Origin of the sequence: Streptomyces sp. NPDC127595, from assembly GCF_042671685.1 — a bacterium.
Taxonomy (GTDB): domain Bacteria; phylum Actinomycetota; class Actinomycetes; order Streptomycetales; family Streptomycetaceae; genus Streptomyces.
On sequence record NZ_JBHXWK010000007.1, the window covers coordinates 318,129 to 332,953 of the forward strand.

Annotated in this window: 14 protein-coding genes; 8 read left to right on the forward strand and 6 right to left on the reverse strand. The window is 70.4% G+C overall.

Translation table 11 applies throughout. The features are described from left to right. Positions 1–7: 7 nt before the first annotated feature. Positions 8–661 (reverse strand): pirin family protein, encoded by a 654-nt coding sequence (locus tag ACFVKT_RS24065; protein ID WP_385735034.1) that lies wholly within the window; start codon positions 659–661, stop codon positions 8–10. 257 nt (positions 662–918) lie between these two features. Between ACFVKT_RS24065 and ACFVKT_RS24070 the strand changes: the two genes are divergently transcribed. The 5 genes from ACFVKT_RS24070 (at position 919) to fabF (ending at position 5,872) form a co-directional block, all read left to right on the forward strand. After that, on the forward strand, positions 919–2,124 hold the full coding sequence (locus ACFVKT_RS24070) for a PucR family transcriptional regulator (RefSeq protein ID WP_385734713.1): 1,206 nt from the start codon (positions 919–921) through the stop codon (positions 2,122–2,124). Between the two features lie 89 nt (positions 2,125–2,213). Continuing rightward, positions 2,214–3,128, forward strand: coding sequence for an ACP S-malonyltransferase (locus tag ACFVKT_RS24075; RefSeq protein ID WP_385734715.1), 915 nt, complete (start codon positions 2,214–2,216; stop codon positions 3,126–3,128). A gap of 16 nt (positions 3,129–3,144) precedes the next feature. Beyond that, positions 3,145–4,176, forward strand: coding sequence for a ketoacyl-ACP synthase III (locus ACFVKT_RS24080; RefSeq protein WP_385734717.1), 1,032 nt, complete (start codon positions 3,145–3,147; stop codon positions 4,174–4,176). A gap of 70 nt (positions 4,177–4,246) precedes the next feature. Beyond that, entirely contained in the window at positions 4,247–4,495 is a 249-nt protein-coding gene (locus tag ACFVKT_RS24085) for an acyl carrier protein (protein ID WP_326723380.1), read from the forward strand. A 105-nt stretch (positions 4,496–4,600) separates the two neighbouring features. Next, complete coding sequence (gene fabF / locus ACFVKT_RS24090) at positions 4,601–5,872, forward strand: beta-ketoacyl-ACP synthase II (RefSeq protein ID WP_385734719.1); 1,272 nt, start codon at positions 4,601–4,603, stop codon at positions 5,870–5,872. Between the two features lie 141 nt (positions 5,873–6,013). Here the strand turns inward: fabF and ACFVKT_RS24095 are convergent, their stop codons facing one another. After that, positions 6,014–6,508, reverse strand: coding sequence for a DUF3145 domain-containing protein (locus ACFVKT_RS24095; RefSeq protein ID WP_385734721.1), 495 nt, complete (start codon positions 6,506–6,508; stop codon positions 6,014–6,016). A 220-nt stretch (positions 6,509–6,728) separates the two neighbouring features. Here ACFVKT_RS24095 and ACFVKT_RS24100 point away from each other — a divergent pair, with 220 nt between their 5' ends. Further along, entirely contained in the window at positions 6,729–7,628 is a 900-nt protein-coding gene (locus tag ACFVKT_RS24100; RefSeq protein WP_385734723.1) for an SGNH/GDSL hydrolase family protein, read from the forward strand. A 68-nt stretch (positions 7,629–7,696) separates the two neighbouring features. Here ACFVKT_RS24100 and ACFVKT_RS24105 read toward each other — a convergent pair whose 3' ends face one another. The 3 genes from ACFVKT_RS24105 to ACFVKT_RS24115 are packed head-to-tail and all read right to left on the reverse strand — an operon-like array spanning position 7,697 to position 11,434. Beyond that, positions 7,697–9,847, reverse strand: a complete 2,151-nt coding sequence (locus ACFVKT_RS24105) for a xanthine dehydrogenase family protein molybdopterin-binding subunit (RefSeq protein WP_385734725.1) — start codon at positions 9,845–9,847, stop codon at positions 7,697–7,699. Next, a complete protein-coding gene (locus ACFVKT_RS24110; RefSeq protein ID WP_385734727.1) occupies positions 9,847–10,821 on the reverse strand; it encodes an FAD binding domain-containing protein in 975 nt (324 codons plus the stop codon). The genes ACFVKT_RS24105 and ACFVKT_RS24110 overlap by 1 nt, the downstream gene beginning before the upstream one ends. 7 nt (positions 10,822–10,828) lie before the next feature. Continuing rightward, positions 10,829–11,434, reverse strand: a complete 606-nt coding sequence (locus tag ACFVKT_RS24115) for a (2Fe-2S)-binding protein (RefSeq protein ID WP_385734729.1) — start codon at positions 11,432–11,434, stop codon at positions 10,829–10,831. Positions 11,435–11,676: 242 nt separating this feature from the next. Here ACFVKT_RS24115 and ACFVKT_RS24120 point away from each other — a divergent pair, with 242 nt between their 5' ends. Together ACFVKT_RS24120 and ACFVKT_RS24125 are read left to right on the forward strand one after the other, a co-directional pair. Beyond that, positions 11,677–12,795, forward strand: a complete 1,119-nt coding sequence (locus ACFVKT_RS24120; RefSeq protein WP_385734731.1) for an XdhC family protein — start codon at positions 11,677–11,679, stop codon at positions 12,793–12,795. Between the two features lie 59 nt (positions 12,796–12,854). Further along, entirely contained in the window at positions 12,855–13,844 is a 990-nt protein-coding gene (locus ACFVKT_RS24125; RefSeq protein ID WP_385734733.1) for an aldose epimerase family protein, read from the forward strand. A gap of 46 nt (positions 13,845–13,890) precedes the next feature. Here ACFVKT_RS24125 and ACFVKT_RS24130 read toward each other — a convergent pair whose 3' ends face one another. Continuing rightward, positions 13,891–14,799, reverse strand: coding sequence for a PhzF family phenazine biosynthesis isomerase (locus tag ACFVKT_RS24130; RefSeq protein WP_385734735.1), 909 nt, complete (start codon positions 14,797–14,799; stop codon positions 13,891–13,893). Between the last annotated feature and the right edge of the window lie 26 nt (positions 14,800–14,825).

A 14,825-nucleotide genomic window follows, 5' to 3' on the forward strand; every position in this document is an offset into this window, starting at 1 on the left:
GCCACCCTCATGCCGTCATCTCCCACACCAGTAGCTCCGCCGGAGACCCCGCCACCGCCTCCAGGTCCTTCGCGTCGGTGATCCGGGCCGCGTCGCCGGGGCCCAGCTCCTCGCCGTCCAGGCGCACTTCACCGCGTACGACATGGACGTACGCGTACGCCGCGTCCGGAATCGCGGTCCGCTCCCCCGCCGTCAGGCGGCGTACATGGAGCATGGCGCCCGCCTCCGGGACGGCGTACGGCGTGGAGTCCGCGATGCCGTGGACGATCTCGTAGGCGGGCTCGCCGCCGGGCTCCAGCGGGGCCAGCCACACCTGGACGAAGGTCAGCGGCTGTGTGCCGTCGTTGCGTTCCACATGGCGCACGCCGCCCCCGGCGCTCAGGCGCTGCACGTCACCGGGGCGGACCACCGACTCGTGGCCGGTGGAGTCGCGGTGGGTCAGCTCGCCCTCCACCACCCAGGTGACGATCTCGGTGTGGCTGTGCGGGTGCTCGTCGAAGCCGGCGCCGGGGGCGAGCCGCTCCTCGTTGCAGGCGATCACCGCGCCGAAGCGGAGGTTGTCCGGCTCGTAGTGGGGGCCGAAGGAGAAGGCGTGGAGCGAGGAGATCCCGGTCGCCGGGTCCCCTCCGCTGTAGCGCTCGTCGGCGCGGCGGACATCCATCACAGCCCCACCGTAGCCCCGCCCCCGCGCTCTCCCGGCGCTTACGACCTGGGGCGCGATGGGGAGTGGCGTCGCGACGCCCGGCACGGCCGCTCGCGGCGTAGCCGAAACGTTCTAGTAGCTCCGCTACGAGGACCTTCCGGCGCCTTGCGATCGACCGCACGGGCGCCGCTCCTTGACCCACTCGCAATCGCACCCAGGTCGTTACTCGCGACCCGCCGCCGCACACCTCCGTCCGGATAAGGCAGTCTTGTCCCGTGCCCGAACCCGAAACCAGCAACACCGCACGCCCACCGCTCGACGCCCGCGCGCACGCGGCGACCCTGAAGCGGCTGGAGAAGTCGGCCGGGAGTCTCGCCGCGCAGGCCATCGCGCGGATGGACGAGACGCTGCCCTGGTACCGGGCCATGCCCCCGGAGAACCGTTCCTGGATCGGTCTGGTCGCCCAGGCCGGCATCGCGGCCTTCACCGAGTGGTTCCGGCGTCCGGATGCTCCGCAGGCCATCTCCACCGATGTGTTCGGGACCGCGCCCCGCGAACTGACCAGGGCGATCACCCTGCGGCAGACCGTCGAGATGGTGCGGACGACGATCGAGGTCATGGAGAGCGCGATCGACGAGGTCGCGGCGCCCGGGGACGAGTCCGTGCTCCGTGAGGCGCTCCTCGTCTACGCCCGCGAGATCGCCTTCGCGACCGCCCAGGTGTATGCGCAGGCGGCGGAGGCGCGGGGTGCCTGGGACGCCCGCCTGGAATCGCTCGTCGTGAACGCCGTGCTGTCCGGCGAGGCCGACGAGGGCGCCGTCAGCCGGGCCTCGGCGCTGGGCTGGAACTCACCCGAACATGTCTGCGTGGTGCTGGGTACCGCGCCCGACGGTGACAGCGAGCTGACGGTCGAGGCGATCCGGCGGGCCGCCCGGCACGCCAAGCTCCAGGTCCTGACCGGGGTGCTCGGGGACCGGCTCGTCGTCATCGCGGGCGGCAGCAACAACCCGCTCGCCGTCGCCAAGTCGCTGATCGGACCTTATGCGGCCGGCGCCGTCGTCGCGGGGCCCGTCGTACCCGACCTGCTGGCCGCCACCCGCTCCGCGCAGGCCGCCGCCGCCGGGCTGAAGGCGTGTTTCGCCTGGCAGGACGCGCCGCGGCCGGTACTCGCGGACGATCTGCTGCCGGAGCGCGCGATCGCCGGTGACCCCGCCGCCCGCGACCAGCTGGTGGAGGAGATCTACAGACCGCTGGAGGAGGCCGGTTCCGCGCTTCTGGAGACACTCGCCGTCTATCTGGAACAGGCGAGCAGTCTCGAAGGCGCGGCCCGGATGCTGTTCGTCCATCCCAACACCGTGCGCTACCGGCTCCGACGTGTGACTGACGTCACCGGTTGGTCGCCTTCGGATGTACGCTCCGCGTTCACGCTGCGCATCGCACTGATCCTGGGGCGTTTGGCGGGCGGAGATCCACAAACCTAGGCTTTTGTCGGGGCCCTACAATTCCCCTTCGTGTTCTTCGTCCCTGTCCCCACGGGCGGTCCTGGCCGTCCACAAGAGAGAGTGTGAGAGTGCTCGTACTCGTCGCTCCCGGCCAGGGTGCCCAGACGCCCGGCTTCCTCACTCCTTGGCTCGACCTTCCCGGCGCGGCCGACCGCCTCGCCGGCTGGTCGGACGCCATCGGGCTCGACCTTGCCCACTACGGCACCCAGGCCGACGCGGACGCGATCCGCGACACGGCCGTGGCGCAGCCGCTGCTCGTCGCGGCAGGACTGCTGTCCGCCGCCGCGCTGGGCGAGGTGACCCCGGGCGCCGTCGCGGGCCACAGCGTCGGTGAGATCACCGCCGCCGCGTTCGCGGGAGTGCTGGACGACACCGCCGCGCTCCAACTCGTACGCAAGCGGGGCCTGGCGATGGCCGAGGCCGCCGCCGTCACACAGACCGGGATGTCCGCCCTGCTGGGCGGCGACCCCGAGACGACGGTCGCGCACCTGGAGAAGCTCGGTCTGACGGCGGCGAACGTGAACGGCGCGGGCCAGATCGTGGCGGCCGGCACGCTGGAGCAGCTCGCCGAGCTCGCCGAGGACAAGCCCGAGGGCGTCCGCAAGGTCATCGCGCTGAAGGTGGCCGGTGCCTTCCACACCCGTCATATGGCGTCCGCCGTCGACGCGTTGGCCAAGGCGGCCGAGGAGCTGGCTCCCGCGGACCCGAAATTGACATACGTCTCGAACAAGGACGGCCTTGCCGTGGCCGGCGGCGACGAGGTCGTCGCGCGGCTGGTCGGCCAGGTCGCCAACCCGGTCCGCTGGGACCTGTGCATGGAGACCTTCAAGGAGCTCGGCGTGACCGCGCTCCTCGAGGTGTGCCCCGGTGGCACCCTGACCGGTCTTGCCAAGCGTGCCCTGCCCGGCGTCAAGACGCTGGCGCTGAAGACCCCTGACGACCTCGACGCGGCTCGCGAGCTCATCGCCGAGCACAGTGCCTGACAAGGAGCTTGAGAGCATGTCGAAGATCAAGCCCAGCAAGGGCGCCCCGTACGCGCGCATCCTCGGCGTGGGCGGCTACCGTCCCGTCCGGGTCGTGCCCAACGAGGTGATCCTCGAGACGATCGACTCGTCCGACGAGTGGATCCGTTCGCGCTCCGGCATCGAGACCCGGCACTGGGCGAACGACGAGGAGACCGTCGCCGCGATGTCCATCGAGGCGTCCGGCAAGGCGATCGCCGACGCCGGGATCCGCGTCGAGCAGATCGGCGCGGTCGTCGTCTCCACCGTGTCGCACTTCAGCCAGACCCCCGCCATCGCCACCGAGATCGCCGACAAGCTCGGCACGGACAAGGCCGCGGCCTTCGACATCTCGGCCGGCTGCGCGGGCTTCGGCTACGGCCTGACCCTCGCCAAGGGCATCGTCGTCGAGGGCTCCGCGGAGTACGTCCTCGTCATCGGCGTCGAGCGTCTCTCCGACCTCACCGACCTGGAGGACCGCGCGACGGCCTTCCTCTTCGGTGACGGCGCGGGAGCGGTCGTCGTGGGCCCCTCCCAGGAGCCGCACATCGGCCCGACGGTCTGGGGCAGCGAAGGCGACAAGTCCAACACGATCAAGCAGACCGTGCCGTGGGACGAGTTCCGCGCCTCGGACCTGTCCGCCCTGCCGCGCGACTCCAAGGGCGAGATCAAGTTCCCCGCCATCACGCAGGAGGGCCAGGCGGTGTTCCGCTGGGCCGTGTACGAGATGGCGAAGGTGGCCCAGCAGGCCCTGGACGCGGCCGGGATCACCTCGGCCGACCTGGACGTCTTCATCCCTCACCAGGCCAACGAGCGGATCATCGACTCGATGGTGAAGACACTGAAACTGCCGGAGCACGTCACGGTCGCCCGCGACGTACGCACCACCGGCAACACGTCGGCCGCCTCGATTCCGCTCGCGATGGAGCGGCTTCTGGCGACCGGCGAGGCGAAGAGCGGCGACACCGCGCTCGTCATCGGCTTCGGGGCGGGTCTCGTGTACGCCGCCACGGTCGTTACCCTCCCCTAGACACACCGTCCGGATCTTTCCGGCCGGAGTACCGCCACCCCTCTGGATACATACCGAAGGAGCGCCTGACATGGCCGCCACTCAGGAAGAGATCGTCGAAGGTCTCGCCGAGATCGTTAACGAGATCGCCGGGATCCCCACCGAGGACGTCCAGCTGGACAAGTCCTTCACCGACGACCTGGACGTCGACTCGCTGTCCATGGTCGAGGTCGTCGTCGCCGCCGAAGAGCGCTTCGACGTGAAGATCCCGGACGACGACGTCAAGAACCTCAAGACCGTCGGCGACGCCACCGACTACATCCTCAAGAACCAGGGCTGATCGTTCCGGTCAACTTTGGGCTGACTGCCCGATCCCTGGGCTGACTGCCCCGCCACCCGGCGGTGGCGCCGCTGAATCCTCGTATCCGTTGGAGAAAGAATTCCCGTGAGCCCGACCAATCGCACCGTGGTCGTCACCGGTATCGGCGCAACCACACCGCTGGGTGGCGACGCAGCCTCGACCTGGGAGGGCCTGGTCGCCGGACGTTCCGGTGTCCGCGCCCTGGAACAGGACTGGGCCGCCGAGCAGGCGGTCCGTATCGCGGCGCAGATCGCCGTGGAGCCGAGCGAGGTCATTCCGCGCCCGCAGGCCCGCCGACTGGACCGCTCGGCGCAGTTCGCGCTGATCGCGGCCAAGGAGGCGTGGGCCGACGCCGGTTTCACCGACAAGGCGGGCGAGGACACGAACGTCGACCCCGACCGGCTCGGCGCGGTCATCGCCTCCGGCATCGGCGGCGTCACCACCCTCCTCGAGCAGTACGACGTGCTGAAGGAGAAGGGCGTACGCCGCGTCTCCCCGCACACCGTCCCGATGCTGATGCCGAACGGTCCGTCCGCCAACGTGGGCCTGGCCGTCGGCGCCCGCGCCGGTGTACACACCCCCGTCTCCGCCTGCGCGTCGGGCGCCGAGGCCATCGGCTACGCGATCGAGATGATCCGTACCGGCCGTGCCGACGTCGTCGTCGCCGGTGGTACGGAGGCGGCCATCCACCCGCTGCCCATCGCCGCGTTCGGCAACATGATGGCGATGTCCAAGAACAACGACGACCCGCAGGGTGCCTCGCGCCCCTACGACATCGCGCGTGACGGCTTCGTCCTCGGTGAGGGCGCCGGCGTCCTCGTCCTGGAGTCGGCCGAGCACGCCGCCAAGCGCGGGGTCCGCGTCTACGCGGAGGCGGTCGGCCAGGGCATCTCCTCCGACGCCCACGACATCGTGCAGCCGGAGCCCGAGGGCCGTGGCATCGCGCACGCGCTGCAGAACCTGCTCAACAACTCCGACCTGGACCCGGCCGAGATCGTGCACGTGAACGCGCACGCCACCTCGACCCCGGCCGGCGACGTCGCCGAACTGAAGGCGCTGCGCTCGGTCTTCGGCGACGACACCGACCACATGGCGGTCTCCGCCACCAAGTCGATGACCGGTCACCTCCTCGGTGGCGCGGGCGGCGTGGAGTCGGTCGCCTCGGTGCTCGCCCTGTACCACCGGGTGGCGCCGCCGACCATCAACGTCGAGAACCTCGACCCCGAGGCGGAGGCTGCCGCCGACGTCGTTCGCGGTGAGGCGCGGAAGCTGCCCGTCGAGGGACGGATTGCCGCGCTCAACGACTCGTTCGGGTTCGGTGGGCACAACGTGGTGTTGGCGTTCCGCACGGTCTGATCTCGGACCTGGTTGTACTGAACGGTGTGTGGCCCGAACCCCTCGGAGGGTTCGGGCCACATGTCGTTTCGTCGGCCGGCCGCCGGTGGGGGCTGGTCGCGCCCACGCGGCGGAGCCGCGTAATGTCACAGCCCCGCGCCCCTAGACGACCTGGTGGAGCCAGCGCACCGGGGCGCCCTCGCCCGCGTACCGGAAGGGCTCCAGTTCGTCGTCCCAGGGCTTGCCGAGGAGCTTGGCGAGTTCGGCTTCGAGGTCGGTCTCGCCACGCTGGGAGCGCAGCAGCGCGGCGCGCAGGCGGTCCTCGGGGATCAGGATGTCGCCGTGGATTCCGGTGACGGCGTGGTAGATGCCCAGCTCGGGTGTGCAGCTGTAGCGCTCGCCCTCGGCCGTGGCGCAGGGCTCGGCGGTGACCTCGAAGCGCAGCATCTGCCAGCCGCGCAGCGCGGAGGCGAGCTTGGATGCGGCGGAGACCTCGCCCTTCCAGGAGAACTCTGCTCTCCAGGTGCCCGGCGAGGCGGGCTGCCGGATCCAGTCGAGACTGACGCGTGTGCCGAGCACCCCCGCGACGGCCCACTCGACGTGCGGGCACAGCGCGCGGGGCGCGGAGTGCACGTAGAGAACTCCACGTGTCGTCACTGGGGCCTCCGGACAGAGCGACGCATCTTGTAACTTAGCGGGACAGCGGTGGCAGGGCTGCCACGTGGCGAGGCTACCGTGCGGCGGCGCAAGGAGTGTGACGTACCGTCGGTCCCAGCGCGCAGAAACATTGAGGTTTCACCCAAGGGGACGCGGTGTTGACCGACCGTGTCCGTCGGGGTAGTGACCGACCCTGCACAACGATCGAGGGGACCAGGGGATGCGGAACCGTAGCCACCGTTCGCGGGCCGTTCTCGCCGTCGTGGCGGCGGCCCTGCTGGGCGTCGCCGGTTGCGACGCCACGGGTGGCAACTCCCCGGCGCCGAAGGGCACCACGGCGGGCCGGCCGTCCCCGAAGCCCACGCCCGCCTGGGATCGCAGCCCCGAGTCCGTGGCCGCGATCGGCGACTCCATCACGCGCGGCTTCGACGCGTGCACCGTGCTGTCGGACTGCCCGGAGGCGTCCTGGGCGACCGGCAGCGACAAGGAGGTCAACAGTCTCGCCGTACGGCTGCTGGGGACGGCCGGGGCGGCCGAGCGCAGCTGGAACTACGCGGTGACCGGGGCGCGGATGGCGGATCTGCCCGGGCAGATGGCACAGGCCGTCACGGAGAAGCCGGAGTTGGTGGCGGTGATGGCGGGTGCCAACGACGCCTGCCGCGCGTCCGTCTCGGCGATGACGTCCGTCGCCGAGTTCCAGGCCGACTTCGAGGACGCGTTGGGCACCCTGCGTGCCACGCTGCCCAAGACCCAGGTGTACGTGTCGAGCGTGCCGGACCTGAAGCGGCTCTGGTCCGAGGGCCGTACCAACCCGGTCGGCAAGCAGATCTGGAAGCTGGGTATCTGCCCTTCGATGCTGGGTGACGCGGACTCCCTCAGCGCGGCGGCGACGCTGCGGCGCGACACGGTGCAGGACCGGGTGGAGGCGTACAACAGGGTTCTGGAGGAGGTCTGCGCCAAGGACAAGTACTGCCGCTTCGACGGCGGTGCGGTCTTCGACTACCGCTTCGGGACCGACCAGTTGAGCCACTGGGACTGGTTCCACCCGAGCAAGAACGGCCAGGCGCAGCTCGCGGAGATGGCCTATCACGTGGTGACGTCGAAGGATCCGGTGGCATGACACGGACCGCCGGTCGCCGCCGTACGGACCGGCAGCGACCGGATGGCATCAACTCGCCGTAGGACTTCTCAGAGCAGGGCCTCCAGGAGGATGGGGAGGTCGGTGAGGCGTTTGCCGGTGGCGTTGAAGACCGCGTTGCCGATGGCCGCCGGGACGCCGACGATGGTGATCTCGCCCAGCCCCTTGACGCCGATGGGGTCCGCCTGAGGGTCCTCGGTGTTGATGAAGGTGGCGTCGAGTTCGGGAACGTCGGCGTTGACCGGGACCAGATAGTCGGCCAGGCTCGCGTTGACGATCCGACCGTCGCGGTGGTCCGTGTACGTCACTTCCAGCAGGGCAATTCCGATACCGCCGACCATGCCTCCGATGGCCTGGCTGTGGGCCAGCTTGGGGCTGATGACCCGGCCCACGTCGTAGGCGGCGAAGATACGGCGGATGCGGACGAGGCCGAGCAGGGGATCGACCGACACCTCGGCGAAGACGGCGCCGTAGCCGTAGGTGGAGACCCTGGTGTCGATGGTGCCCGGCCCCCAGGTGGCCGTGGCTTCCAGGCTCGGAAGGTCGGCTCGGCTCAGGATCTCGCGGTAGCTGTCCCTGGTGCTGTCGTCGTCGCCCACCCGGAGATAACCCTCGCCGGCGGTCACTTGGGCGGGGTCGGCGCCGTGCAGGGGTGAGGCGGTGTCCGCGACCGCCATGGTGATGAACTTGTTCCGCAGGGCGTTGCAGGAGGTGAAGGTGGCGGAGCCCACGCTGGCCATGGTGGTGGCGCCCGCGTGCGGGGGCGCGGTGGGGTAGGCGGAGTCGCCCAGTCTGAAGGTGACTTTCCCGGCGGGCAGGCCCAGCGCGTCGGCGGCGACCTGCATGACGGACGTGGTGGTGCCCGGGCCCATGTCGCTGGTGGCCGTGGCCACCGTCGCCGTCCCGTCCGCGTCGATCCGCGCGCGCGAGCCGACGTCGCGGCGGTTGTTGTGGTAGCAGGCGGTGGCCATCCCCATGCCGATCAGCAGATCGCCCTCGGTGCGGCTGCGCGGGGTGGCGTCGCGCTGCGACCAGCCGAAGCGGCGCGCCCCGGTGTCGAAGCATTCGCGGAGTTTGCGGGTGGAGAACGGAAGCTTGGTCACCTCGTCCCTGGTGGGTTCGTTGCGCAGCCGCAGCTCGATCGGGTCGACGCGCAGATCGTGCGCCAGTTGGTCCATCGCCGTCTCCAGGGCGAAGGCGCTGGTGACGACACCCGGGCCGCGCATCGAGGACGGTGACTGGGCGTCGATGGCGGTGATCCGGTACTTGGTGCCGGTGTTGGGGACGCCGTAGAGGAACTTCGGCAGGTCGGTCATGCCCTCCTCGTACTCGTCGTAGCGGCAGGTCTCGGTGCGTACCTCATAGAGGAGGCTGTCGACGCGTCCGGCGGCGTTGGCGCCGAGTGCGAGGCGCTGCCGGCTGGCGGGCCGGTAGCCGGTGCCGTAGTAGAACTGGCGCCTGGTCAGGACGACCTTGACGGGTTTGCCGGCCTCGCGGGCGGCGAAGGCGGCCAGGGTTACGTGGTCGTAGGCGCGGATGGCGCTGCCGAATCCGCCGCCGACGAACTCACTGAGGACGCGGACGTTGCCCACCGGGATGCCGAGCGCGCCCGCGACGGTACGGGCGGCGCCCTGGACCCACTGGGACTTGTCCCAGAGCGTGAGCCGGTCGCCCTCCCAGCGGGCGATGGTCGACGGCAGCTCGATGGGGTTGTGGTTCTCCCGGCTGACGGTGAAGTCGAGATCCACCTTGTGGGGCGCCGAGTTGAAGGCGGCGTCCGGGTCTCCGCGGCTGTAGTCGGGGTTCGAGGGAGCCGTCACGGAGGTGGCCGTGGAGCTGTTGAAGTCGGTCATGACCTCCTGCCGGTTGTACGTCGCTTCGACGAGGGAGGCTCCATGCGTCGCCGCCTCCAGGGTGTCGGCGAGGACAAGGGCGATCGGCTGGCCGTAGAACACCACCTCGCTCGTCGAGTGGGCGAGCGTCAGGCTGCTGAAGTCGGTCAGCACGCGCACCACGCCGGGGTGGGCGCGGGCCGCGTCCACGTCGATGGCGGACACCGTGCCCCGGGCCGCCGTGCTGTTCACGATGACGCCGTACAGCAGCCCCTGGAACCGGTGTTCAGCGGCGTAGGTGGCGGCGCCGGTCACTTTGAGCCGGGCGTCGACACGGGAGAGCGCCTGCCCCACAACGGCGTCGGCCATCACTGCCCTCCGATGGTCATGAGCTGACGGCGCACCGTGCGTTCGATGAGCGCGATCTTGAACTCGTTCTCGGACAGCGCGGTCGCGCCGTCGGCGGCGTGGGAGGCCGCGTCCGTCCAGGTCTTGCGCCCGGGACGCTTGCCGACCAGCGCGCGCTCCACCTTCGGCAGCCGCCACGGCACGGTCGCGACTCCGCCGACCGCCACGCGGGCACCGCGGATGACGCCGCCCCTGATGTCCAGCGCGACGGCCGCCGACGCGAGGGCGAACTCGTAGGACTGGCGGTCGCGCACCTTGAGGTAGCCGGACCGCCGCGTGTGCGGACCGGCCGGGATCTCCACGGAGGTGATGAGCTCACCCGGCTTCAGGCTCTGCTCGCGCTGCGGGGTGTTCCCGGGGCGCAGGAAGAACTCCTGGACGGGGATGGCCCGGGCGCCGTCCACGCCGCGCACGTGGACGACGGCGTCGAGGGCCACGAGCGCGACGGAGAAGTCCGAGGGGTGGGTGGCCACGCACTGTTCGCTGGCCCCCAGGATCGCCTGCATACGGTTGTCGCCGTCGCGGGCGTCGCACCCAGCGCCCGGGGTACGCCGGTTGCAGGCCGAGTGGACGTCCCGGAAGTAGGGACACCGCGGGCGCTGCATGATGTTGCCGCCGATGGACGCCATGTTCCGCAGCTGCGCCGAGGCGCCCAGCTCCAGCGACTGCGCGATGACGGGGTACAGCGAGCGCACACGCGGATGTGCGGCGAGTTCACTCATCCGTACCAGGGAACCGACCTGGACTCCCGAGGAGGACACCGAGATGTCCTTGTAGGGGAGGCCGTTGATGTCCACCACGCGCGGCGGGCGTTCGACGGTCTCCCGCATCAGGTCCACGAGCGTGGTGCCGCCGGCGATGTACCGGCCGCCGGCGGCACCGGCTGTCAGCGCGGCTTTTTCGGTGCCGGGCTTGCTGAAGGCAAAGGGATGCACGGCAAGTTCACCTCTCCTTGGCGGTCTGCTGGATGGCCGAGACGATGTTGGTGTAGGCGCCGCACCGGCAGATGTTGCCGCTCATCCACTCGCGGATCTCCGCCGGGGAGCCGGTGTGCCCCTCCTCGATGCAGGCCACCCCGGAGAGGATCTGCCCGGGCGTGCAGTAGCCGCACTGGAGGCCGTCGTGATCGATGAAGGCCTGCTGGAGAGGGTGCAGTTCGCCGCCGTCGGCGAGCCCCTCGATCGTGGTGACCCGCTCGCCGTCGTGCATGACGGCGAGGGTGAGGCAGGAGTTGACCCGGCGGTCGTTCACCAGGACCGTGCAGGCTCCGCAGGCGCCCTGGTCACAGCCCTTCTTGGTGCCGGGAAGGTCCAGGTGCTCCCGCAGGAGATCGAGCAGCGAGGTCCGGGTGTCCACCGACGCCGACCGCTGCCGGCCGTTGACCGTCAGCCTGACCTCGGACTCCTGCACCGCGGCGGCCGCCGGCTGCCCCTGAGCGCTGTCGGACGTGAACGCCGTGCTCAGCAGGGGCGCGCTCACGACCGCCGTGGACGCCACCACGAAACTGCGCCGATTGAGGGTGGATGCTTCGTCGAACGTATCTGACATATGCCATGCCTTCCGGTATCCGAGAGCGATGGGACCGTACTCACCGAACTCTTCGAGAGAGATCGGCCAGACGCGCTCCGGCATTCCCCCACGGAAAGCTCTGTCGAGGAAATGCGCCCGGTTATCGTAACAGCGAAAACGCCGCTATTCCCGATATGAAGGCATCATGAAGCTTCGATGAGACGCATGGACGCGCTCGGACGGAATCTGGTACATCAATACTGTTCAAGACGGAGGAATATATGCGTGATCTGCTCCCGGCTCTCAATGAGTGGTTCGGCGAAAACAAGGCGTTCGCCGTCGCCCTGGTGACCGCGGTGGAAGGAAGCGCGCCGCAACGCCCCGGCGCCATGTTCGTCCGCGGCCCGGAAGGGCAGGCGCTCGGCGGGATCTCGGGTGGATGCCTGGACGCCACGCTCTATGAGCTGGCGGGCGAGGTACTGGCCGACGGCCGCGCCCAGGTGGCGCGGTTCGACAGCGGGTCGGACGACCTGTTCGAGCCCGGCCTGCTGCGCGGGGGAAGCATGGAAGTCCTTGTGCGGCGCGTCGACCCGGGCACGGACGAGGCCTTCGCGGCGGCCCTGGCGTCACTCGCCCGCGGGGCCTCAGTCACGCTCGCCCTGACCGTCGGCACCGTCCACCCCGAGCGCCTCGGCTCGACCCTGGTCATCACTCCTGAATCGGTCCACGGCACACTCGGCGCCGGCGAGTGGGACCGTGAATTCCTGCGCCTGTGGGCCGTCGGCGATTCCGGTGTTCTGAATATGAAGAACGACTCCGATGAGAAAACCTCATTTTTCCTTCACGAGATATCCGCGCCGCCCAGGATGCTGTTGTACGGGGCCGTTGATTTCACCCGGGCGCTCTCTCAGATCGGCGCATTTCTGGGATATCACGTGACCGTCTGCGACGCGCGTGCGGTATTCGCCGTTCCCGAACGGTTCCCGTACGCCCATGAAGTCGTCGTCAATCAGCCGGCGCGCCATCTGCACAGTGTGGAAACCGACCGCGACACGGTCGTGGTATCGCTGACACACGACCCCAAGTTCGATATCCCGCTGTTGTGTGAAGCACTTCGCCGTCCGCTCGCCTATGTGGGGGCCATCGGGTCACGTCGTACGTGCGCCGAGCGGAGCAGGTCGCTGGTCGCCGCAGGTGTGACGGAGCACCAGCTCGCCCGTCTGCGGGCTCCTGTCGGCCTCGACCTCGGCGGGCTCGGCCCGGAGGAGACCGCCCTGTCCATCGCCGCCGAAGTGGTCGCGGTACGCCATGGCCGCCCGGCCACGCCTCTTCGAGCCGGCACGGGGCCGCTGCACGCGGAACCCGCCGAAGTATGCGGCCCACTGTCGATGCGGGCATGATCAGGCCGTAGGGCTGCGCCGACGACCCGTTCGCGACCGGTTGACCTAGGCTTCCGATCATGTACGACGAACTCTTCGGCACCCTTCCGGACGGCACCCCGGTTCACCGCTGGACGCTGGAGCGCTCCGGTGTGCGGGTGCGGGTCCTGACGTACGGCGGGATCGTGCAGTCGGTCGAGGTGCCGGACGGGGCGGGGCGGACCGCGGACGTGGTGCTGGGCTTCCCCGACCTGGCGGGGTATCTCGCGCATCCACAGCCGTACTTCGGGGCGCTGGTCGGGCGGTACGCGAACCGGATCGCGGGCGGCCGTTTCCCGCTCGACGGCCGGACGTATCACCTGGCCCAGAACAACGGCACCAACTCCCTCCATGGCGGCGAGCGCGGCTTCGACAAGCCCGTGTGGGACGCCCAGGCGGTCGAACACGGGGTCCGGCTGTCGCGGGCCGCTCCGCACGGCGAGGAGGGCTTCCCGGGGCGCCTGGAGGTGTCGGCGACGTACTCGCTGGATGAGGGCGGCGCGCTGCGGATCGCGTACGAGGCGGTCACGGACGCGCCGACCGTGGTGAACCTGACGAACCACACGTACTGGAATCTGAGCGGCGGCGGCTCGGGGAACGCGGGCGGACACGAAATCCGCATCGCCGCATCGCGGTTGACGCCGGTGGACGCGGACCTCATCCCGACCGGCGAGTTCCTGGACGTGGCGGGCACCCGCTTCGACTTCCGGGAGGCGCGGAAGACGGGCGCCGGGTACGACCACAACTTCGTGCTCGACAAGGGGCTGACCGAGGCGCCCGTCGAGGTCGCCGAGCTGCACGATCCGGCGTCCGGGCGCGTACTGACCGTGGCGACCACCGAGCCCGGTCTCCAGCTCTACACCGCCGACCACCTCGACGAGTCGGGGCCCTTCGCACCCGGCGACGGCATCGCGCTGGAGACACAGCACTTCCCGGACTCCCCGAACCGGCCCGGATTCCCGAGCACCGAGCTGCGGCCGGGCGGGGTGTACAGGTCGGAGACCGTGTATCGCTTCGGGGTGCGGGACTAGCCGGCGCCCGCGGTCCCCCGCCCGTGGATGACCGTCGTGCCCCTGGTCACGCCTGGTCGGGGATCCGGGCCCCCGCGCCGGACACCCGTACGCGCGGGTCGCCCGCCCTGAGCTCCACCGTCAGCAGGCCGGGGCGGCCCAGGTCCGCACCCTGGTGGAGGGTGAGGACGGCCGCGTCCGGGACAAGGCCCAGCTCGCGCGCGTACGCACCGAAGGCGAGGGCCGCGGCCCCGGTGGCCGGGTCCTCGACCACGCCGCCCACCGGGAACGGGTCGCGGACGTGGAAGACGGAATCCGACTCCCGCCACACCAGTTGGACGGTGGTGAGGTCGAGCCGGTGCATCAGGGCTTCGAGCCGCGCGAAGTCGTAGTCGAGGTCGGCGAGCCGGGATCGGGTCGCGGCCACGAGTACGAGATGGCGGGCTCCCGCGAAGGCGATACGGGGCTCACTGGCCGGGTCCAGTTCGGCGGCCGTCCAGCCGAGCGCGGCCAGCGCCTCCGCGACATCGGCCGCACCGGCTTCTTCGACCGCGGGCTCGACGCTGGTGAGCGTGGCCCGCAGCTGCCCGTCGACCCGGGCGACGGTCACCGGGACGATGCCCGCCCGGGTGGCGAACACCAGGTCGCCGGTGCCGGACGGGGAGATCTCGCCCGCCTCGGCGAGGGCGATGGCCGTGGCGACGGTGGCGTGACCGCAGAACGGCACCTCGGCCTTGGGGCTGAAGTACCGGATGCTGTAGGCGCGGCCGGGGCGGTCGGCGAGCTCCGGGGGCGGCGGGCTGACGAAGGCGGACTCGCTGTACCCCACCTCGGCGGCGATCGCGAGCATCGCGGCTCCGTCCAGGGCGGCGGCGTCGAGGACCACTCCTGCGGGGTTGCCGCCGGCCGGGTCGGTGGAGAAGGCGGTGTAGCGAAGGACCTCGGGCGGCACGGATGGGGCGTCGCTGATCGTCATGCCCGCACCAACCCGAGGTCCCGCGC

Bases quoted from the DNA above. Each gene is read 5' to 3' on its own strand.
- ACFVKT_RS24100 (WP_385734723.1), top strand. From the start codon at position 6,729: ATGCGGAACCGTAGCCACCGTTCGCGGGCCGTTCTCGCCGTCGTGGCG.
- ACFVKT_RS24130 (WP_385734735.1), bottom strand. From the start codon at position 14,799: ATGACGATCAGCGACGCCCCATCCGTGCCGCCCGAGGTCCTTCGCTAC.
- ACFVKT_RS24120 (WP_385734731.1), top strand. From the start codon at position 11,677: ATGCGTGATCTGCTCCCGGCTCTCAATGAGTGGTTCGGCGAAAACAAG.
- ACFVKT_RS24085 (WP_326723380.1), top strand. From the start codon at position 4,247: ATGGCCGCCACTCAGGAAGAGATCGTCGAAGGTCTCGCCGAGATCGTT.
- ACFVKT_RS24105 (WP_385734725.1), bottom strand. From the start codon at position 9,847: ATGGCCGACGCCGTTGTGGGGCAGGCGCTCTCCCGTGTCGACGCCCGG.
- ACFVKT_RS24065 (WP_385735034.1), bottom strand. From the start codon at position 661: ATGGATGTCCGCCGCGCCGACGAGCGCTACAGCGGAGGGGACCCGGCG.
- ACFVKT_RS24125 (WP_385734733.1), top strand. From the start codon at position 12,855: ATGTACGACGAACTCTTCGGCACCCTTCCGGACGGCACCCCGGTTCAC.
- ACFVKT_RS24115 (WP_385734729.1), bottom strand. From the start codon at position 11,434: ATGTCAGATACGTTCGACGAAGCATCCACCCTCAATCGGCGCAGTTTC.
- ACFVKT_RS24080 (WP_385734717.1), top strand. From the start codon at position 3,145: ATGTCGAAGATCAAGCCCAGCAAGGGCGCCCCGTACGCGCGCATCCTC.